At 69.2% G+C, this 19,415-nt stretch carries 20 protein-coding genes; 17 read left to right on the top strand and 3 right to left on the bottom strand.

Going from position 1 to position 19,415, the window contains the following annotated elements; genetic code table 11:
• Positions 1–105 precede the first annotated feature (105 nt).
• The 17 genes from rpmE (at position 106) to AQI94_RS07690 (ending at position 15,306) form a co-directional block, all read left to right on the top strand.
• Positions 106–324: a 50S ribosomal protein L31 gene (gene rpmE / locus AQI94_RS07770; RefSeq protein ID WP_020122779.1), complete on the top strand. Its 219-nt coding sequence runs from the start codon at positions 106–108 to the stop codon at positions 322–324.
• A 103-nt stretch (positions 325–427) separates the two neighbouring features.
• Positions 428–1,504 carry a peptide chain release factor 1 gene (gene prfA, locus AQI94_RS07765; protein ID WP_031040658.1) on the top strand — a complete coding sequence of 359 codons (1,077 nt, stop codon included), beginning with the start codon at positions 428–430 and terminating at the stop codon, positions 1,502–1,504.
• Between the two features lie 35 nt (positions 1,505–1,539).
• Positions 1,540–2,385, top strand: a complete 846-nt coding sequence (gene prmC / locus AQI94_RS07760) for a peptide chain release factor N(5)-glutamine methyltransferase (protein WP_031040661.1) — start codon at positions 1,540–1,542, stop codon at positions 2,383–2,385.
• A 52-nt stretch (positions 2,386–2,437) separates the two neighbouring features.
• Entirely contained in the window at positions 2,438–3,085 is a 648-nt protein-coding gene (locus tag AQI94_RS07755) for an L-threonylcarbamoyladenylate synthase (RefSeq protein WP_031040664.1), read from the top strand.
• Positions 3,082–3,753 (top strand): arsenate reductase/protein-tyrosine-phosphatase family protein, encoded by a 672-nt coding sequence (locus AQI94_RS07750; RefSeq protein WP_031040667.1) that lies wholly within the window; start codon positions 3,082–3,084, stop codon positions 3,751–3,753. Before AQI94_RS07755 ends, AQI94_RS07750 begins: the two co-directional genes overlap by 4 nt.
• 178 nt (positions 3,754–3,931) lie before the next feature.
• Positions 3,932–5,173, top strand: coding sequence for a serine hydroxymethyltransferase (locus tag AQI94_RS07745; RefSeq protein ID WP_031040669.1), 1,242 nt, complete (start codon positions 3,932–3,934; stop codon positions 5,171–5,173).
• A gap of 129 nt (positions 5,174–5,302) precedes the next feature.
• Positions 5,303–6,616 (top strand): MraY family glycosyltransferase, encoded by a 1,314-nt coding sequence (locus AQI94_RS07740; protein ID WP_031040674.1) that lies wholly within the window; start codon positions 5,303–5,305, stop codon positions 6,614–6,616.
• A gap of 307 nt (positions 6,617–6,923) precedes the next feature.
• On the top strand, positions 6,924–7,355 hold the full coding sequence (locus AQI94_RS07735) for a hypothetical protein (RefSeq protein ID WP_031040676.1): 432 nt from the start codon (positions 6,924–6,926) through the stop codon (positions 7,353–7,355).
• A 225-nt stretch (positions 7,356–7,580) separates the two neighbouring features.
• A complete protein-coding gene (atpB, locus tag AQI94_RS07730) occupies positions 7,581–8,405 on the top strand; it encodes a F0F1 ATP synthase subunit A (RefSeq protein ID WP_031040679.1) in 825 nt (274 codons plus the stop codon).
• A gap of 77 nt (positions 8,406–8,482) precedes the next feature.
• On the top strand, positions 8,483–8,713 hold the full coding sequence (locus tag AQI94_RS07725) for an ATP synthase subunit c family protein (RefSeq protein ID WP_031040683.1): 231 nt from the start codon (positions 8,483–8,485) through the stop codon (positions 8,711–8,713).
• Between the two features lie 42 nt (positions 8,714–8,755).
• Positions 8,756–9,307, top strand: a complete 552-nt coding sequence (locus tag AQI94_RS07720; RefSeq protein WP_030320299.1) for a F0F1 ATP synthase subunit B — start codon at positions 8,756–8,758, stop codon at positions 9,305–9,307.
• On the top strand, positions 9,304–10,119 hold the full coding sequence (locus AQI94_RS07715; protein WP_031040687.1) for a F0F1 ATP synthase subunit delta: 816 nt from the start codon (positions 9,304–9,306) through the stop codon (positions 10,117–10,119). The genes AQI94_RS07720 and AQI94_RS07715 overlap by 4 nt, the downstream gene beginning before the upstream one ends.
• A 125-nt stretch (positions 10,120–10,244) precedes the next feature.
• A complete protein-coding gene (gene atpA / locus AQI94_RS07710; RefSeq protein WP_007384724.1) occupies positions 10,245–11,834 on the top strand; it encodes a F0F1 ATP synthase subunit alpha in 1,590 nt (529 codons plus the stop codon).
• A 21-nt stretch (positions 11,835–11,855) separates the two neighbouring features.
• Positions 11,856–12,773 (top strand): F0F1 ATP synthase subunit gamma, encoded by a 918-nt coding sequence (locus AQI94_RS07705; RefSeq protein ID WP_031040690.1) that lies wholly within the window; start codon positions 11,856–11,858, stop codon positions 12,771–12,773.
• On the top strand, positions 12,773–14,209 hold the full coding sequence (gene atpD / locus AQI94_RS07700) for a F0F1 ATP synthase subunit beta (protein WP_007384726.1): 1,437 nt from the start codon (positions 12,773–12,775) through the stop codon (positions 14,207–14,209). The genes AQI94_RS07705 and atpD overlap by 1 nt, the downstream gene beginning before the upstream one ends.
• 133 nt (positions 14,210–14,342) lie before the next feature.
• A complete protein-coding gene (locus tag AQI94_RS07695; protein WP_007384727.1) occupies positions 14,343–14,717 on the top strand; it encodes a F0F1 ATP synthase subunit epsilon in 375 nt (124 codons plus the stop codon).
• Positions 14,718–14,859: 142 nt separating this feature from the next.
• A complete protein-coding gene (locus AQI94_RS07690) occupies positions 14,860–15,306 on the top strand; it encodes a DUF2550 domain-containing protein (RefSeq protein WP_031040693.1) in 447 nt (148 codons plus the stop codon).
• A gap of 306 nt (positions 15,307–15,612) precedes the next feature.
• Here the strand turns inward: AQI94_RS07690 and AQI94_RS07685 are convergent, their stop codons facing one another.
• The 3 genes from AQI94_RS07685 to AQI94_RS07675 form a co-directional block, all read right to left on the bottom strand.
• Entirely contained in the window at positions 15,613–17,433 is a 1,821-nt protein-coding gene (locus AQI94_RS07685; protein WP_031040695.1) for a glycoside hydrolase family 18 chitinase, read from the bottom strand.
• Between the two features lie 118 nt (positions 17,434–17,551).
• Complete coding sequence (locus tag AQI94_RS07680) at positions 17,552–18,193, bottom strand: response regulator (protein ID WP_031040697.1); 642 nt, start codon at positions 18,191–18,193, stop codon at positions 17,552–17,554.
• Positions 18,190–19,353: a sensor histidine kinase gene (locus AQI94_RS07675; RefSeq protein ID WP_031040699.1), complete on the bottom strand. Its 1,164-nt coding sequence runs from the start codon at positions 19,351–19,353 to the stop codon at positions 18,190–18,192. The genes AQI94_RS07680 and AQI94_RS07675 overlap by 4 nt, the downstream gene beginning before the upstream one ends.
• Positions 19,354–19,415 lie beyond the last annotated feature (62 nt).

Here is a 19,415-nt window from a genome sequence, read left to right as displayed (position 1 = left end):
TTTTGGGGGATGCGGCCAGTGCTGGCAGACTGGTACGTCGGCCCCGGTTCACGCCCCCGCAGCCCGCGATGGCGACCCGGTGCCCTCCCGAAACTAGGAGACACCTTGAAGCGCGACATCCACCCCGAGTACGTCGAGACGCAGGTCAGCTGCACCTGTGGCGCGTCGTTCACCACCCGCAGCACGATCTCCAGCGGCACCGTCCGTGCCGAGGTCTGCTCCGAGTGCCACCCGTTCTACACGGGCAAGCAGAAGATCCTCGACACCGGTGGCCGTGTGGCCCGCTTCGAGGCCCGCTTCGGCAAGGCTGCTGCCAAGAAGTAGCGAGCCACCAGCGCCGGTCCACGCCGCACTCCTCGGAGTGCGCCGGGACCGGCGTTTTTGGTCGCCCGCCCGCCCTCTTTCTTACGCAGTTCAGGAGCCCAAGATGTTCGAGGCCGTCGAGGAACTCGTCGGTGAGCACGCCGACCTGGAGACGAAGCTCGCCGACCCGTCGGTCCACTCCGACCAGGCCAACGCGCGCAAGCTGAACAAGCGCTACGCCGAGCTCACCCCGATCGTCGCCACGTACCGCTCCTGGAAGCAGACCGGCGACGACATCGAGACCGCGCGCGAACTCGGTGCCGACGACCCGGAGTTCGCCGCCGAGGTCAAGGAGCTGGAGAAGGCCCGCGACGAGCTCACGGAGAAGCTGCGGCTGCTCCTGGTCCCGCGTGACCCCAGCGACGACAAGGACGTCATCTTGGAGATCAAGGCCGGTGCCGGCGGTGACGAGTCGGCGCTGTTCGCGGGTGACCTGCTGCGCATGTATCTGCGGTACGCCGAGCGCGTCGGCTGGAAGACCGAGATCATCGACGCCACCGAGTCCGAACTGGGTGGCTACAAGGACGTCCAGGTCGCCGTGAAGACCAAGGGCGGCAACGGTGCCACCGAGCCCGGGCAGGGCGTCTGGGCGCGGATGAAGTACGAGGGCGGGGTGCACCGGGTGCAGCGCGTCCCGGCCACCGAGTCCCAGGGCCGTATCCACACCTCCGCGGCCGGTGTGCTGGTCACGCCCGAGGCCGAGGAGGTCGACGTCGAGATCAACCCCAACGACCTCCGCATCGACGTCTACCGCTCCTCCGGGCCCGGCGGGCAGTCCGTCAACACGACCGACTCCGCCGTGCGCATCACGCACATTCCCACCGGAGTCGTCGCCTCCTGCCAGAACGAGAAGAGCCAGCTGCAGAACAAGGAGCAGGCCTTGCGTATCCTGCGCTCCAGGCTGCTCGCGGCGGCGCAGGAGGAGGCGGAGCGCAATGCCGCCGACGCCCGGCGCAGCCAGGTCCGCACCGTCGACCGCTCCGAGAAGATCCGCACGTACAACTTCCCGGAGAACCGCATCTCGGACCACCGCGTCGGCTTCAAGTCGTACAACCTGGACCAGGTCCTGGACGGCGACCTCGACGCGGTGATCCAGGCCTGCGTCGACGCGGACTCGGCAGCCAAGCTGGCGGCCGCGTAAGACACGTACGACCGAGTACGACACGGAGGACTTGCGTGAACCTGCTGCTCGCAGAGGTGGCCCAGGCCACCCAGCGGCTGGCCGACGCCGGCGTGCCCTCGCCGCGCAACGACGCGGAGGAGCTCGCCGCGTTCGTGCACGGCGTGAAGCGGGGCGAGCTGCACTCCGTGAAGGACGCGGACTTCGACGCCCGCTACTGGGAGACCATCGCGCGCCGTGAGCAGCGCGAGCCACTCCAGCACATCACCGGCCTCGCCTACTTCCGCTACCTCGAACTCCAGGTGGGCCCCGGCGTGTTCGTGCCGCGCCCCGAGACCGAGTCGGTGGTCGGGTGGGCCATAGACGCCGTCCGCGCGATGGATGTCGTCGAGCCGTGCATCGTCGACCTGTGCACCGGCTCCGGCGCCATCGCGCTCGCGCTCGCCCAGGAGGTGCCGCGCTCCCGCGTGCACGCCGTGGAGCTGTCCGAGGAAGCCCTGCGCTGGACCCGCAAGAACGTCGAGGGGTCCCGGGTCGACCTGCGCCAGGGCAACGCCCTGGACGCCTTCCCCGACCTCGACGGCCATGTCGACCTGGTCATCTCCAACCCGCCCTACATCCCGCTCACCGAATGGGAGTACGTCGCCCCCGAGGCGCGGGACTACGACCCCGAACTCGCCCTGTTCTCCGGCGAGGACGGCCTCGACCTCATCCGCGGTCTGGAACGGACCGCACACCGGCTCCTGCGCCCGGGCGGTGTCGTCGTCATCGAGCACGCCGACACCCAGGGCGGCCAGGTGCCGTGGATCTTCACCGAGGAGCGGGGCTGGGCCGACGCGGCCGACCACCCCGACCTGAACAACCGCCCCCGGTTCGCTACGGCCCGCAGGGCGATGCCGTGAGCCACCCGCCCCAGACTTCAGAGCAGTACGTGTACGAGGAGGCCCGCTAGATATGGCACGGCGATACGACACCAACGACGCGACCGACCGCACGACCGGTCTGCGCGAAGCCGCGTCCGCCGTCCGCCGTGGCGAGCTCGTGGTCCTCCCGACCGACACGGTGTACGGCATCGGCGCCGACGCGTTCTCCTCGGAGGCCGTCCACGACCTGCTGGAGGCCAAGGGCCGGGGCCGCAACATGCCCACCCCCGTGCTGATCGGCTCCCCGAACACCCTCCACGGTCTCGTCACCGACTTCTCCGAGCTGGCCTGGGAGCTCGTCGACGCCTTCTGGCCGGGCGCGCTCACGCTCGTCGCCAAGCACCAGCCGTCCCTCCAGTGGGACCTGGGCGACACCCGGGGCACGGTGGCCGTCCGGATGCCGCTGCACCCCGTCGCCATCGAGCTGCTGACCGAGGTCGGCCCCATGGCGGTCTCCTCGGCCAACCTGACCGGTCACCCCTCGCCGGAGACCTGCGACGCCGCGCAGGAGATGCTCGGCGACTCCGTCTCCGTCTACCTCGACGGCGGCCCGACCCCCGGCAACGTCCCCTCCTCGATCGTCGACGTCACCCGCGAGGTGCCCCTGCTGCTGCGCGCGGGCGCGATCTCCGCGGAAGAGCTCAGGAAGGTCGTACCCGACCTCGAGGTGGCGAATTGACGGCCCCTGACGCGGGGCGTGGCATATGGGACGGGGAAGAGACGCGGACCTTCACAGGGCTCCCGCGTGACAGCTTCCGCATCCTCCACGTCAGCACCGGCAACGTGTGCCGCTCGCCGATCACCGAGCGGCTGACCCGGCATGCCCTGGCGGACCGGCTCGGCGACCCGCTGTGGGGCGGGCTCGTCGTGGAGAGCGCGGGGACCTGGGGCCACGAGGGCGCGCCCATGGAGGCCAACGCGGAGACCGTCCTTGCCGAGTTCGGCGCGGACCCCTCCGGCTTCACGGGGCGCGAGCTGCTGGACGAACACGTGATCATGGCGGACCTGGTCCTGACCGCCACCCGAGACCACCGCCAGCAGGTGATCTCGATGGGGCACTCGGCGGGCCTGCGCACCTTCACCCTGAAGGAGTTCACCCGTCTGGTGAAGGCGATAGACCCGGCGACCCTGCCGCCCCTGGAGGACGGCCTGGTGAGCCGCGCACGCGCCCTGGTCCGCGCCGCGGCCGCTCTACGCGGGTGGCTCCTGGCCCCCACCGCCGAGGCCGACGAGGTCTTCGACCCGTACGGAGCGCCGCTGCCCTTCTTCCGCTCGATCGGGGACGAGATAAACGAGGCGCTGGACCCGGTGGTGACGGCGCTGACGGGGGTGCCGGCGAGGGCTTGAGCGCCCACGACCTGCCACGATCTGCTGTCGTGCGGCTGCGGGCGCGTCGTGGCTGGTCGCGCAGTTCCCCGCGCCCCTCAAGGGCGTTGTGCGCACCCGGGAGTACCAACGACCGAGCGTCTCACCTGCCCCCGGCCTACATTGGGTGTACGTCACCGTCGACGCCCCGGAGTCCACCATGTCGGTCACCCATGCGCCCCAGACCGCCGACGTCCTCGCGCGGCAGGACCCCGAGCTGGCCGAGATCCTGCTCGGGGAGCTCGACCGGCAGTCGTCGACGCTCCAGCTCGTCGCCGCCGAGAACTTCTGCTCGCCGGCCGTACTGGCCGCCCTCGGCTCGGCGCTGGCCAACAAGTACGCCGAGGGCTATCCGGGCGCCCGTCACCACGGCGGCTGCGAGATCGTGGACGTCGCCGAGCGGCTGGCGGTGGAGCGGGCGAAGTCCCTGTTCGGCGCCGAGCACGCCAACGTGCAGTCCCACTCCGGCTCTTCGGCGGTCCTGGCCGCCTACGCCGCGCTGCTGCGCCCCGGCGACACCGTCCTCGCCCTCGGCCTGCCCTACGGCGGCCACCTCACCCACGGCTCACCCGCCAACTTCTCCGGCCGCTGGTTCGACTTCGTCCCCTACGGCGTCGACGCCGAGACCGGGATCATCGACCACGAGCAGGTGCGCACCCTCGCCCGCACCCATCGGCCCAAGGCGATCGTGTGCGGTTCCATCGCCTACCCCCGGCACATCGACTACGCCTACTTCCGCGAGGTCGCCGACGAGGTGGGCGCGTATCTCATCGCCGACGCCGCCCACCCCATCGGGCTCGTCGCCGGGGGAGCGGCGCCCAGTCCGGTGCCGTACGCCGACGTCGTCTGCGCCACCACGCACAAGGTGCTGCGCGGTCCCCGCGGCGGCATGCTCCTGTGCGGGAGCGAACTGGCCGAGCGGGTCGACCGGGCGGTCTTCCCGTTCACCCAGGGCGGCGCCCAGATGCACACCATCGCCGCGAAGGCGGTCGCGTTCGGCGAGGCGGCGACACCGGCGTTCTCCGCGTACGCCCATCAGGTGGTCGCCAACGCGAGGGTGCTGGCGGCCGCGCTGGCCGACGAGGGGCTCGTGGTCACCACCGGCGGCACCGACACCCATCTCGTGACGGCCGATCCGGCGCCGCTCGGTGTCGACGGGCGCACGGCGCGGGGACGGCTCGCGGCCGCGGGCATGGTGCTCGACTGCTGTGTGCTGCCTCACGCGGATCTGCGCGGACTGCGCCTGGGCACCGCCGCCGTGACCACCCAGGGCATGGCCGAGAAGGAGATGGCGCGGATCGCCGCCCTGCTCGCAGGGGTGGTGCGCGGCTGGGTCGAGAGCGCCCGGGCACGTGAAGAAGTACGGGATCTCGTCGGCGGATTTCCGCCGTATCCGGCCTGAGCGGGGGTATCCGCACCTGCGGGCACAGCCGCACGTGCAACCATCGGCTCTACCCGGAAGTCCACAACCATATGCGTCCGTCGCTAGGGTGTGGGGCTGAGATGGCCAGCGAGACCTGTGGGGAAGCCTGTGCGTGAATACCTGCTGACGCTCTGCATCACGGCCGCGGTGACGTATCTGCTGACAGGGCCGGTACGGAAGTTCGCGATCGTGGCCGGAGCGATGCCGGAGATCAGGGCCCGTGACGTGCACCGGGAACCGACTCCGCGGCTCGGCGGTATCGCCATGTTCTTCGGACTGTGCGCGGGCCTGCTGGTCGCCGACCACCTGACCAACCTCAGCGAGGTCTTCGAGAAGTCGAACGAACCGCGCGCGCTGCTCTCCGGGGCGGCCCTGATCTGGCTGATCGGCGTCCTGGACGACAAGTTCGAGATCGACGCCCTGATCAAGCTGGGCGGCCAGATGATCGCCGCCGGCGTGATGGTGATGCAGGGTCTGACGATCCTGTGGCTCCCCATCCCCAGCGTCGGCTCGGTCGCGCTGACCCAGTGGCAGGGCACCCTGCTGACGGTCGCGCTCGTCGTCATCACCATCAACGCGGTGAACTTCGTCGACGGCCTCGACGGTCTCGCGGCCGGCATGGTCTGCATCGCCGCGGCCGCGTTCTTCCTGTACGCCTACCGGATCTGGTACTCGTACGGCATCGAGGCGGCCGCCCCGGCGACACTCTTCTCGGCGATCCTGATGGGCATGTGCCTGGGCTTCCTGCCGCACAACATGCACCCCGCGCGGATCTTCATGGGCGACTCCGGCTCGATGCTCATCGGCCTGGTGCTGGCGGCGGGCGCGATCTCCATCACCGGACAGATCGACCCGGACGCGCTGAAGCTGTTCGCCGGGTCCGAGAAGGCGGCCGTGCACCAGACGGTCCCCGTCTACATCCCGCTGCTGCTGCCGCTGACCATCATCGCGGTGCCGGCCGCCGACCTGATCTCGGCCATCGTGCGCCGCACCTGGCGGGGCCAGTCGCCGTTCGCCGCCGACCGCGGGCATCTGCACCACCGGCTCCTGGAGATCGGGCACTCGCACAGCCGCGCGGTGTGGATCATGTACTTCTGGTCGGCGCTGATCGCCTTCGGCTCGCTGGCCTACTCGGTGAACTCCGCGTCCATGTGGATCGTGCTCGGTGTGGTGTTCCTCAGCGCGATCGGTCTCGTGCTGCTCCTGCTGCCGCGCTTCACCCCGCGCGCACCTCTGTGGGCCCAGCACATCGTGCCGCCGCGGTACCGCCGCCGCCGGCGGGCCGTGGTCGCGGATGCCCTGGAGGTGGACGTGGAACAGCGCACCCCGGTCGCGGTGGGGGTGGCGGGTGTCAACGGGGCGACCGCGCTGAGCGCTCGTTCGCATGTGCCGGAGCGGCGCAGGGCCGAGACCTCGCGCTGAAGCCCAAGGTAAGAATCTGACTAAAGCATTGCCAACGCGTGGGAGTTCGGCGGGGCGACAAATCGCCCTTATACCAGACAACTCACCCGTGTTTCCGCACAGACGCGCAGCTTCACTCTCATGTGTGACAGTGGGCACACCATCTAGGTAAAGACCGCATCAAATAGTTTGTGATACGGTTCACGAGAACCCAGGGCAGAGCCGAAGGACCGTGGTGCGACGGTCCCTTGGCGTGAGGGTCACCCTCAGCCCGGGACTACGCTCGTCCATGACGACACACCCCCCCTTTGAAAGCGGAGTTGCCGCCATGCCGTCCAACGACGTCCGGATCCTGGCTCAGGCCGCCGTGCCCACGGCTGCCGTCGGCGCTGTTGCCGCCGTCGTCAGTGGTGTGGTCGCCGGTGGCAAGGGTGCGATCGGGGCAGGGGTGGCGACGCTGATCGTGATCCTCTTCATGGGGATCGGCCTCTACGTCCTGCAGCGCACTGCCAAATCGCTTCCGCACCTGTTCCAGGCGATGGGCCTGATGCTCTACACGGCTCAGATCCTGCTGCTGTTCGTCTTCGTCGCGGTGTTCAAGAACACCACGCTGTTCCACCCCAAGGCTTTCGCTCTCACGCTCGTCGTCGGCACCCTCACCTGGATCGCCGCACAGACACGCGCCCACATGAAGTCCAAGATCCTCTACGTCGAACCCGATTCGGGCACCAAGCCCGAAAAATCAGGGCACTCGTCGTGAGAGGTAGGGCCGGGATAAATGCGACTGAGAGACCCTGCTATCGTCCGGTGCCAACTGCGGCATCGCGGGCGCGGGCATCCGAGCTGACGCCTGCTCGAACGCGAGGCTCGATGCCCCCCGGCCGCCCCCACATCCGTTACACCAGTCCCGTGCCGAACTGCGGCCTACCGCCGCGCCGACACAACGAGGTTGCCGTACCTATGCGCCACGACGAAGGAGCCCGCGGTGAGTGCTGACCCGACGCAGACGCTCGCTTTCGACACGAGCTGTCACCTGTTCGACGGGTGTGGCTTCCCGGCTCCCGGCCTGCACTCGTTCATGTTCGAGCCCCTCTGGGGCGACGCGGACGGCAACGGCCTCTACTTCAACAAGCCGATGCTGCTCGCCCTGCTCGGCTCCGTCATCATCGTGGGCTTCTTCTGGGCCGCCTTCGCCCGGCCGAAGGTCGTCCCCGGCAAGCTCCAGATGATCGCCGAGGCCGGCTACGACTTCGTCCGCCGCGGCATCGTCTACGAGACGATCGGCAAGAAGGAGGGCGAGAAGTACGTTCCGCTCGCCGTCTCGCTGTTCTTCTTCATCTGGATGCTCAACCTGTGGTCGATCGTTCCCGTCGCCTCCTTCCCGGTGACGTCGATCATCGCCTACCCGGCCATCCTGGCCGCGCTCGTCTACGTCACCTGGGTCTCGCTGACCTTCAAGCGGCACGGTTTCGTCGGCGCCTTCAAGAACTTCACCGGCTACGACAAGTCGCTGGGCGCCGTGCTCCCGCTGTCGATGACGATCGAGCTCGCCTCGAACCTGCTGGTGCGACCCTTCACGCACGCGGTGCGACTCTTCGCGAACATGTTCGCCGGTCACACCCTGCTGCTGCTCTTCACGATCGCCAGCTGGTACATGCTGAACGGCATCGGCATCGCCTACTCCGCCGTCTCGTTCGTGATGGTCATCGTGATGACGGCCTTCGAGCTCTTCATCCAGGCGGTCCAGGCGTACGTCTTCGTCCTCCTGACCTGCACCTTCATCCAGGGCGCGCTCGCCGAGCACCACTGAGCACCGCCCCCGCCACACCCCCAGAGACATCCGGTGGCCAACCCCCACCGGTCACTGAAAGAGAAGGAAGAACCGGCATGTCCGCTCTCCAGACCCTCGCTGCGGTCGAAGGCAACCTCGGCTCCATCGGTTACGGCCTCGCCGCGATCGGCCCGGGCGTCGGCGTCGGCATCATCTTCGGCAACGGCACCCAGGCTCTTGCCCGCCAGCCCGAGGCGGCCGGCCTCATCCGCGGTAACCAGATCCTCGGCTTCGCGTTCTGTGAGGCGCTGGCCCTCATCGGCCTCGTCATGCCGTTCGTCTACTAAGACGAACCACGACGACAGCCCCATTCGACGAAAGGCACTGATGTGAACCACGCACTGGTTCAGCTGGCGGCCGAGGCGGAGAAGGAGAATCCCCTCATTCCGCCGTGGCCGGAGCTCGTCATCGGCCTGATCGCCTTCGTCATCGTCTTCGGCTTCCTCGCCAAGAAGCTCCTCCCGACCATCAACAAGGTTCTGGAAGAGCGTCGCGAGGCCATCGAGGGCGGTATCGAGAAGGCCGAGGCCGCGCAGACCGAGGCCCAGAGCGTCCTTGAGCAGTACAAGGCACAGCTCGCCGAGGCCCGCCACGAGGCCGCGCGCCTGCGCCAGGAGGCTCAGGAGCAGGGCGCCACGCTCATCGCCGAGATGCGCGCGGAAGGCCAGCGGCAGCGCGAGGAGATCGTCGCCGCCGGTCACGCGCAGATCGAGGCGGACCGCAAGGCCGCGTCCTCCGCGCTGCGCCAGGACGTCGGCAAGCTCGCCACCGACCTGGCCGGCAAGCTCGTCGGCGAGTCCCTCGAGGACCACGCCCGGCAGAGCCGCGTGATCGACCGCTTCCTCGACGACCTCGAGGAGAAGGCCGAGGCCGCGCGATGAACGGAGCGAGCCGCGAGGCCCTGGCAGCCGCACGCGAGCGTCTCGACGCGCTGACGGACAACACGTCCGTGGACGCCGGCTCGCTCGCCGACGAGCTGGCCGCCGTCACCGCGCTGCTCGACCGCGAGGTGTCGCTGCGTCGGGTCCTGACCGACCCGGCGCAGCCCGGCGAGGCCAAGGCCGAACTGGCCCAGCGCCTGATCGGCACGCAGGTCGGCGGCCCCGCCACGGACCTGGTGTCCGGCATGGTGCGCTCCCGCTGGTCGCGTTCGCGCGACCTGGTGGACGCGCTGGAGGAGCTGGCCGACGACGCCGACCTCACCGCCGCGCAGCGGCGGGGCAAGCTCGACAACGTCGAGGACGAGCTGTTCCGGTTCGGCCGGATCGTCGCCTCGAACACCGAGCTGCGCGCCGCGCTGACCGACCGCGCCGCCACGGCCCCGGCCAAGCGTGAGCTGCTCGCCAGCCTGCTCGGCGGCCGCGCCGATGCGACGACCGAGCGATTGGTGACGCGCCTTGTGGCCGCGCCCCGGGGACGTAGCCTGGAGGCGGGACTGGAGTCCCTGTCCAAGCTCGCCGCCGAGCGCCGGGACCGCATGGTGGCCGTCGTCACCTCGGCGGTTCCGCTGAGCGACCAGCAGAAGCAGCGCCTGGGCGGTGCCCTGGCGAAGCTCTACGGCCGCCCGATGCACCTCAACCTCGACGTGGACCCCGAGGTCCTCGGCGGGATCCGGGTGCAGGTCGGCGACGAGGTCATCAACGGCTCCATCGCGGACCGCATCGAGGACGCCGGCCGCCGCCTGGCGGGCTAGCAGCAACTCCATAGCAGTACGTACTTACGACGGCCCTGGTTGGGCCGTACATGAAGAATCCTGGGGGTCGCCCCCAGACCCCCAAAGTGAAACTTCGGGCCCAACAAGGAGAGCAGGGAACCCAGATGGCGGAGCTCACGATCCGGCCGGAGGAGATCCGGGACGCGCTGGAGAACTTCGTCCAGTCGTACAAGCCGGACGCGGCCTCGCGCGAGGAGGTCGGTACGGTCACCCTTGCCGGCGACGGCATCGCGAAGGTCGAGGGTCTGCCCTCGGCCATGGCCAACGAACTGCTGAAGTTCGAGGACGGCACCCTCGGCCTCGCGCTCAACCTGGAAGAGCGCGAGATCGGTTGCGTCATCCTCGGTGAGTTCAGCGGCATCGAGGAGGGTCAGCCGGTCACCCGTACCGGCGAGGTCCTCTCCGTGGCTGTCGGCGAGGGCTACCTCGGCCGCGTCGTCGACCCGCTCGGTGCCCCGATCGACGGCCTCGGCGAGATCGAGACCAGCGGTCGTCGTGCCCTTGAGCTGCAGGCTCCGGGCGTCATGGCCCGTAAGTCGGTGCACGAGCCGATGGAGACCGGCTACAAGGCCGTCGACGCGATGACCCCGATCGGCCGTGGCCAGCGTCAGCTGATCATCGGTGACCGTCAGACCGGCAAGACCGCCCTGGCCGTCGACACGATCATCAACCAGCGCGACAACTGGCGCTCCGGCGACCCGAAGAAGCAGGTCCGCTGCGTCTACGTCGCCATCGGCCAGAAGGGCTCGACCATCGCCTCCGTGCGTGGCGCCCTCGAAGAGGCCGGCGCGCTGGAGTACACGACCATCGTCGCCGCCCCGGCGTCCGACCCGGCCGGCTTCAAGTACCTGGCGCCGTACACCGGTTCGGCCATCGGCCAGCAGTGGATGTACGAGGGCAAGCACGTCCTCATCATCTTCGACGACCTCTCGAAGCAGGCCGACGCCTACCGCGCCGTGTCCCTGCTGCTGCGTCGCCCGCCGGGGCGCGAGGCCTACCCGGGTGACGTCTTCTACCTGCACTCCCGCCTGCTGGAGCGCTGCGCCAAGCTCTCCGACGAGATGGGCGCCGGTTCGATGACCGGTCTGCCGATCGTCGAGACCAAGGCCAACGACGTCTCGGCGTTCATCCCGACCAACGTCATCTCCATCACCGACGGCCAGTGCTTCCTGGAGTCGGACCTGTTCAACGCCGGTCAGCGCCCCGCGCTGAACGTCGGTATCTCCGTCTCCCGAGTCGGTGGTTCCGCGCAGCACAAGGCGATGAAGCAGGTCTCGGGTCGTCTGCGCGTGGACCTCGCCCAGTTCCGTGAGCTGGAGGCGTTCGCCGCCTTCGGTTCCGACCTGGACGCCGCGTCGAAGGCGCAGCTTGAGCGCGGCCAGCGCATGGTCGAGCTGCTGAAGCAGGCCCAGTACCAGCCGATGGCGACCGAGGACCAGGTCGTCTCCGTCTGGGCCGGCACCACCGGCAAGATGGACGACGTCCCGGTCAACGACATCCGCCGCTTCGAGAAGGAGCTGCTCGAGTACCTGCACCGCAAGGAGCAGGGCCTCATGACCTCCATCAAGGAGGGCGGCAAGATGTCGGACGACACCCTCACCGCTGTTGCCGACGCGATCGCCGACTTCAAGAAGCAGTTCGAGACCTCGGACGGCAAGCTTCTCGGCGAGGACGCCCCGGCCGCGGCCAAGTGACGTAAGGAAGGGACCTGACTCATGGGAGCCCAGCTCCGGGTCTACAAGCGTCGCATCCGATCCGTCACCGCGACCAAGAAGATCACCAAGGCGATGGAGATGATCGCCGCCTCGCGCGTCATCAAGGCGCAGCGCAAGGTGGCGGCCTCCGCGCCCTACGCGACCGAGCTCACCCGCGCGGTCACGGCGGTCGGTACCGGCTCGAACACCAGGCACCCGCTGACCACGAAGGCCGAGACGGTCACGCGGTCCGCGGTGCTGCTCCTGACGAGCGACCGCGGTCTCGCGGGCGCCTTCAACTCCAACGCCATCAAGCAGGCGGAGCGGCTCACCGAGCGGCTGGAGCGCGAGGGCCAGGAGGTCGAGATCTACATCGTCGGCCGCCGCGGTGTCGCGCACTTCAACTTCCGTGAGCGCAAGATCGCGGAGTCGTGGAGCGGCTTCACCGACGAGCCCACGTACGCGGACGCCAAGAAGGTCGCGGCTCCGCTGATCGAGGCCATCGAGAAGGACACGGCCGAGGGCGGCGTGGACGAACTCCACATCGTCTTCACCGAGTTCGTCTCGATGATGACGCAGACGGCGCTCGACGACCGTCTGCTGCCGCTCAGCCTCGAAGAGGTGGCCAAGGAGGCGAAGCCGCAGGGCGAGATCCTCCCGCTCTACGACTTCGAGCCCTCGGCGGAGGACGTCCTCGACGCCCTGCTGCCGCGCTATGTGGAGAGCCGTATCTACAACGCGCTGCTCCAGTCGGCCGCCTCCAAGCACGCCGCCACGCGGCGCGCGATGAAGTCGGCCACCGACAACGCGGGAGAGCTCATCACCACGCTCTCCCGACTTGCCAACGCGGCCCGCCAGGCCGAAATCACCCAGGAAATCAGCGAGATCGTCGGTGGCTCCGCAGCCCTCGCCGACGCGTCCGCGGGGAGTGACAGGTAATGACGACGACAGTTGAGACGGCCGCTGCCACGGGCCGCGTCGCCCGGGTCATCGGCCCGGTCGTCGACGTGGAGTTCCCCGTCGACGCGATGCCGGAGATCTACAACGCTCTGCACGTCGAGGTGGCCGACCCGGCCCAGGACGGCGCGAAGAAGACGCTGACCCTGGAGGTCGCCCAGCACCTGGGTGACGGCCTGGTCCGCACCATCTCGATGCAGCCCACCGACGGTCTGGTCCGCCAGGCCACCGTCACCGACACCGGCACGGGCATCACCGTCCCGGTCGGCGACTTCACCAAGGGCAAGGTGTTCAACACCCTCGGTGAGGTGCTGAACGTCGACGAGACCTACGACGGCGAGCGCTGGTCCATCCACCGCAAGGCCCCGCGCTTCGACGAGCTCGAGTCGAAGACCGAGATGTTCGAGACCGGCGTCAAGGTCATCGACCTTCTCACCCCGTACGTCAAGGGTGGAAAGATCGGTCTGTTCGGCGGCGCCGGCGTCGGCAAGACGGTGCTCATCCAGGAGATGATCTACCGCGTCGCCAACAACCACGACGGTGTCTCCGTGTTCGCCGGTGTCGGTGAGCGCACCCGTGAGGGCAACGACCTCATCGAGGAGATGTCCGACTCGGGCGTCATCGACAAGACCGCGCTGGTCTTCGGCCAGATGGACGAGCCCCCGGGCACCCGTCTGCGCGTGGCCCTCGCCGGTCTGACCATGGCGGAGTACTTCCGCGATGTGCAGAAGCAGGACGTGCTGTTCTTCATCGACAACATCTTCCGCTTCACGCAGGCCGGTTCCGAGGTCTCGACCCTGCTCGGCCGTATGCCCTCCGCGGTGGGCTACCAGCCGAACCTGGCCGACGAGATGGGTCTCCTCCAGGAGCGCATCACCTCGACCCGTGGTCACTCGATCACCTCGATGCAGGCGATCTACGTCCCCGCGGACGACCTGACCGACCCGGCCCCGGCCACCACCTTCGCCCACCTCGACGCGACGACGGTTCTGTCCCGTCCGATCTCCGAGAAGGGCATCTACCCGGCCGTGGACCCGCTGGACTCCACGTCCCGGATCCTGGACCCGCGCTACATCGCGCAGGACCACTACGAGACCGCGATGCGCGTCAAGGGGATCCTCCAGAAGTACAAGGACCTCCAGGACATCATCGCGATCCTCGGTATCGACGAGCTCAGCGAGGAGGACAAGCTGGTCGTCCAGCGTGCCCGCCGCGTCGAGCGCTTCCTGTCCCAGAACACCCACGTCGCCAAGCAGTTCACCGGCGTGGACGGCTCGGACGTGCCGCTGGACGAGTCGATCACCGCGTTCAACGCGATCTGCGACGGCGAGTTCGACCACTTCCCGGAGCAGGCGTTCTTCATGTGCGGTGGCCTGGAGGACCTCAAGGCCAACGCCAAGGAGCTCGGCGTCTCCTGAACTCCCTGAGTTCGCAGTGAACCCTGTGGTTCACACCTGAGGGGGCGGGGCACGTCCCGCCCCCTCTTCCACGCCTACTAGACTTGTAACCAACACCCGGCCGAACCGCCGGGTGGTGACCCGAGGAGCCACCTTGGCTGCTGAGCTGCACGTCGCGCTGGTCGCGGCCGACCGAGAGGTCTGGTCCGGCGAGGCCACCCTGGTCGTCGCGCGCACCACGTCCGGCGACATCGGCGTCATGCCCGGTCACCAGCCGCTGCTCGGTGTGCTGGAGTCGGGCCCGGTGACCATCCGTACGAGCGATGGCGGGACGGTCGTCGCCGCCGTGCACGGCGGTTTCATCTCGTTCGCCGACAACAAGCTGTCGCTGCTGGCCGAGATCGCCGAGCTGTCGGACGAGATCGACGTCCAGCGCGCGGAGCGGGAGCTGGAGCGCGCGAAGGCGGAGGGCGACGCCGCCGCCGAGCGTCGCGCGGACGTACGACTGCGCGCGGCGACTGCGCGCTGAACCAGCGCGGAGCCGTATGACGTCACTCAGCCGCGGCCGGCACCGGAGCGATCCGGAGCCGGTCGCGGCTGAGGCAGATCTGGATGTTTTTTCCGTTCCGTTACCTATTGAAGGTACCTAGGAGACGAGGAGGTCGGTGTCGATGGTCCTCGCTCTGACTGTGTGCGGAATCGTCGTGGCCCTGGTGGTGCTGGGGCTGTTCGTCTTCGGCCTGCGCCGCAGGCTCATCCAGCGCTCCGGCGGTACCTTCGACTGTTCCCTGCGCTGGGACGTCCCGGAGAAGACCGACCCCGGCGGCAAGGGCTGGAGCTACGGCGTGGCCCGCTACAACGGCGACCGCGTCGAGTGGTACCGCGTCTTCTCCTACGCCTATCGCCCGCGCCGCGTCCTGGAGCGGGCCGCGATCGAGGTCGCCGGCCGTCGTCTCCCCGACGGGGAGGAGGAGATGGCCCTGCTCTCCGACGCCGTGATCCTGACCTGTCTGCACCGGGGCACGCGTCTCGAACTCGCGATGAGTGAGGACGCGCTGACCGGCTTCCTGGCGTGGCTGGAGGCAGCTCCCCCCGGTCAGCGTGTCAACGTGGCCTGAGTCGAGGGTCACGGTGACCCCGACGGGCAGGACGGTCAGGAGTGCCGCGACCGTCGTCCCGGTGAACATCCCCAGGTAGGTCGTCCTGGGCCTGGCCGACGGGCTGTCGGAGTTTCGCCTGTTCTTGGACCTGCGCTGCATTCGTCCCCCCGAACGAGTCATTCCGCTTGTGGTCGAGATACCGATTGTTCCCGGTCGGCAGCCGTCCTTCGGCCGCTGATGGTCCCTCGGTGCGGGCCGAACGGCCCTGGGGGGAGTACGCCGAAGGCGCGCGGCACAGGCCGCGCGCCCTCAGTGGATCCTGGTTCAGCTCAGTCCGCTGTTGATGGCGCTCACCAGCTCACCGCCCGCGGTGTCGCCGCTGAACTCCCAGAAGAACGCGCCGCCCAGGCCCTGGTTCTTGGCCCAGGTCATCTTCCCGGCGATCGTCGCGGGGGTGTCGTAGGACCACCAGTTGTTGCCGCAGTAGGCGTACGCCGTGCCCGCGACGGTGCCGGTGGCCGGGCAGGACGTCTTGAGGATCTTGTAGTCCTCGATGCCCGCCTCGTAGGTGCCCGGTGCCGCTCCGGTGGCCGAGCCGCCGGGGGCGGCCTGGGTGACGCCGGTCCAGCCGCGGCCGTAGAAGCCGATGCCGAGCAGCAGCTTCTTCGAGGCGACGCCCTTCGACTTCAGCTTGGCGATCGCGTCGGCGGAGTTGAAGCCCGCCTGCGGGATGCCCGCGTACGACGTCAGCGGCGAGTGCGGGGCGGTCGGGCCCTGCGCGTTGAAGGCGCCGAAGTAGTCGTACGTCATCACGTTGTACCAGTCGACGTACTGCGAGGCGCCGCCGTAGTCGGCCGCGTCGATCTTGCCGCCGGAGGAGCCGTCGGCCGTGATGGCCGCGGTGACCAGGTAGTTGGGGCCGAAGGTCGAACGCAGTGCCCCCATCAGGTTCTTGAAGGCGGCGGCCCCGCTGGTGTCGCAGGTCAGACCGCAGGCGTTCGGGTACTCCCAGTCGATGTCGATGCCGTCGAAGACATCCGCCCAGCGCGGGTCCTCGATGACCGACTTGCAGGAGGCGGCGAACGCGGCCGGGTTGGCCGCGGCCTGGGCGAAGCCGCCGGAGTAGGTCCAGCCGCCGAAGGAGTACAGCACCTTGATGTTCGGGTACTTGGCCTTGAGCTCACGCAGCTGGTTGAAGTTGCCGCGCAGCGGCTGGTCCCAGGTGTCGGCGACCCCGCTGACGGACTGGTCGGCCGTGTACGCCTTGTCGTAGGCGGCATAGGTGTCGTCGACGGTGCACTGACCGTTCTTGACGTTGCCGAACGCGTAGTTGATGTGAGTGATCTTCGAGGCGGAGCCCGAGGTCACCAGGTTCTTGACGTGATAGTTGCGGCCGTAGACGCCCCACTCGGTGAAGTAGCCGAGCTTGACCTTGTCCCCCGTGGGGGGTTCCGTGGTGCCGCCGGTGGTGTGCACGGCGACCGCGCCGCTGGCCGGTCCGGTCTGGTCCGCGGTGTCGCGGGCCTGCACGGTGTACGAGTAGTCGGTGCCGGCGGTCAGACCGGTGTCCGTGTACGACGTCGTCGTCACGGTCGCCACCTTGGCGCCGTCGCGCAGCACGTCGTAGTTCTTGACGCCCTTGTCGTCGGTGGCGGCGCTCCAGGCCAGCTTCACCGAGGTGTCGGTGATGCCGGAGGCGGTGGGGGTGCCGGGGGCGGACGGCGCCGCGTCGCCCGGGGTGGATCCGCCGTCACAGCTGCCGCCGTTGAGCTTGCAGTTGGCGGGGGAGCCGCTGCCGGCGCCGTTGAAGCCGAAGGAGACGGAGGCGCCGGGGGCGAGCGTGCCGTTCCAGGACTTGTTCTTGGCGGTCCAGTGGGTGCCGGAGGACGTGACGTCGGCGTCCCAGGCGGAGGTGACGGAGGTGCCGGAGGGGAAGTCCCACTCGACGGTCCAGGAGCTGAGGCTGGTGGTGCCGGTGTTCTTCACCGTCCACTTGCCCTCGAAGCCGGTGCCCCAGTCCTGGGTCTTGGCATAGGTGGCGGTGGCGGTGGTCGCGGCCTGGGCGGGGCTCGCGAGGCCGACCAGGCCGGCGAAGGGGAGCAACAGTGTCGCGAACCCTGCCGCGGCTCTGTGTCTGAAGCGCATCGTGCGCCTCCTAGGGGAGTTGGGGGCGTGACTGAGCCTTCACACCCACGGTCCCGCGAGAATAGAAAGGTCTGGACCACGGGTCAATAGGTCTGGACCACTCTGGTTCATGAGACAACTAGACCCTCAACTCCTGTGCCAGTACCGCCGCTTGCACTCGGCTGCGCAGCTCCAGCTTCCCCAGCAGACGGCTGACGTGCGTCTTCGCCGTGGCCTCGGCCATGTCGAGGCGCTCGGCGATGTCCGCGTTGGACAGGCCCTCCCCGAGACAGGAGAGCACCTCGCGTTCCCGCCGGGTGAGGGTGTCGAGGACGGCCGGATCGACGCCCGTCCCGCGCACCGGCCTGGCGGCGAACTCGGCGATCAGACGCCGGGTGACGGCCGGGGCGACGATTCCCTCGCCCCGCGCCACCGTGCGCACGGCCGTGATGAGGTCCTTCGCCTCCGTGTTCTTCAGCAGGAAACCGGCGGCACCGGCCCGCAGGGCCCCGAACACGTACTCGTCGAGGTCGAAGGTGGTCAGCACGAGGACGTCCGCGAGCCCTTCCCCCACGACCTGCCGCGTCGCCGACACCCCGTCAAGCCGCGGCATCTGGACGTCCATCAGCACCAGGTCCGGCCGCAGCTCGCGGGCCAGCTCCACCGCCTGCTCACCGTCCGCGGCCTCGCCCACCACCTCGATACCGGGAGCGCTGCGCAGGATGAGGACGAGTCCGGCGCGGACGGCCGACTGGTCCTCGGCGACCAGGACGCGGATCATTCGGATTCTCCTTCCGGTACGGGAAGCGTGGCGTGGACGGTCCACAGCGCGCCCAGCGGTCCGGCCCGGAAGGTGCCTCCCAGCAGGGCTGCCCGCTCCCGCATCCCGACCAGCCCCGCACCCGAGCCGGGGGCGCGCGGCCCGTCCCGGTCGCCGTACGGACTGCTCACCTCGACCGTGAGCGCGCCGTCCCGCTCGGCGAGGGACACCGAGACCGGGCCCGGACAGGCGTGCTTGAGGGCGTTGGTCAGGGACTCCTGGACGATGCGGTAGGCCGCGAGTTCGACGGGAGCGGGCACGGCGGCGTGGTGGCAGGCGTCCAGGGTGACGTCCAGACCGTTGGCGCGGGCGCCGTCGACGAGGGCGCCGAGGCCGTCGAGGGTGGGGACGGGGGAGGGCTCGTGGTCGCCGTCGCGCAGGATGCCGATCAGCCGGCGCATCTCGGCGAGCCCGTCGACGCTGTTCTCCCGGATCACCGCGAGGGCCTCGCGGGAGGTCGCGGGCTCGTCGATGGACAGGGCGGCCGTGGAGTGGATGGCGATCGCCGACAGGTGGTTGGCCACCATGTCGTGCAACTCCCGTGCCATCCGGGCGCGTTCGGCGGTGACGGCCTGGGTGCGGTCCATCTCGGCGAGCAGCGCGGTCTGTTCGGCGCGCAGCCGGGCGGCCTCGGCGGCGTCACGGTGGTTGCGCACGATCCACCCGGTGGCGGCGGGCCCGTACGCCACGACCCCCACGACCACGCCGATCAGCAGCGCCTCCGGCACCCGCCACACCGCGAACGGCACCAGCGTGCCGGCCACGGTCAGCAGCCCGGTGATCCACTGGATGCGGCGGGCCGAGGCGAGCGGGCCGTACAGCACGGCCGCGTAGACGACGTCGGTGAACATCAGGATCGTGGCGAGGTTGCCCTGGGTCACGAGGTCGGCGCAGATCGCGGCGGTGCCGGTGAGCAGCGCCGCGCGCGGGGCCGTGCGGCGCAGCAGTTCGCAGCCGGCCAGCACGGTGAGGGGCAGCAGGACCGGCCAGGGGCCGTCGAAGAGGGTGATCGGGTCGCTGGACGGCCGGGTGCCCAGTCCGATGCCCACCAGCAGCAGTCCGCCGAGCAGGCCGCCGGCCGCGATGCAGATGTCGAAGCGGTGCGGGCGGGGGAGGGCCATGACCCCATCCAACACGGTGTCCGCGGGCGGCGCGTGATGCCCGGGAATGGTCCTGGACTGCA

The sequence above is a fragment of the Streptomyces pseudovenezuelae genome, from assembly GCF_001513955.1.
GTDB lineage: Bacteria > Actinomycetota > Actinomycetes > Streptomycetales > Streptomycetaceae > Streptomyces > Streptomyces pseudovenezuelae.
The sequence above is the reverse complement of the archived record's forward strand: the minus strand, read 5'-3'. Positions and strand labels throughout refer to the sequence as shown.

What these genes read in the sequence shown, in the direction of transcription:
- AQI94_RS07735 (WP_031040676.1), top strand. Translation starts at nt 6,924, where the DNA reads ATGCCGTCCAACGACGTCCGGATCCTGGCTCAGGCCGCCGTGCCCACG.
- AQI94_RS07715 (WP_031040687.1), top strand. Translation starts at nt 9,304, where the DNA reads ATGAACGGAGCGAGCCGCGAGGCCCTGGCAGCCGCACGCGAGCGTCTC.
- AQI94_RS07690 (WP_031040693.1), top strand. Translation starts at nt 14,860, where the DNA reads ATGGTCCTCGCTCTGACTGTGTGCGGAATCGTCGTGGCCCTGGTGGTG.
- AQI94_RS07680 (WP_031040697.1), bottom strand. Translation starts at nt 18,193, where the DNA reads ATGATCCGCGTCCTGGTCGCCGAGGACCAGTCGGCCGTCCGCGCCGGA.
- AQI94_RS07725 (WP_031040683.1), top strand. Translation starts at nt 8,483, where the DNA reads ATGTCCGCTCTCCAGACCCTCGCTGCGGTCGAAGGCAACCTCGGCTCC.
- AQI94_RS07685 (WP_031040695.1), bottom strand. Translation starts at nt 17,433, where the DNA reads ATGCGCTTCAGACACAGAGCCGCGGCAGGGTTCGCGACACTGTTGCTC.
- AQI94_RS07705 (WP_031040690.1), top strand. Translation starts at nt 11,856, where the DNA reads ATGGGAGCCCAGCTCCGGGTCTACAAGCGTCGCATCCGATCCGTCACC.
- prfA (WP_031040658.1), top strand. Translation starts at nt 428, where the DNA reads ATGTTCGAGGCCGTCGAGGAACTCGTCGGTGAGCACGCCGACCTGGAG.
- atpA (WP_007384724.1), top strand. Translation starts at nt 10,245, where the DNA reads ATGGCGGAGCTCACGATCCGGCCGGAGGAGATCCGGGACGCGCTGGAG.
- atpD (WP_007384726.1), top strand. Translation starts at nt 12,773, where the DNA reads ATGACGACGACAGTTGAGACGGCCGCTGCCACGGGCCGCGTCGCCCGG.
- AQI94_RS07745 (WP_031040669.1), top strand. Translation starts at nt 3,932, where the DNA reads ATGTCGGTCACCCATGCGCCCCAGACCGCCGACGTCCTCGCGCGGCAG.
- AQI94_RS07755 (WP_031040664.1), top strand. Translation starts at nt 2,438, where the DNA reads ATGGCACGGCGATACGACACCAACGACGCGACCGACCGCACGACCGGT.
- AQI94_RS07675 (WP_031040699.1), bottom strand. Translation starts at nt 19,353, where the DNA reads ATGGCCCTCCCCCGCCCGCACCGCTTCGACATCTGCATCGCGGCCGGC.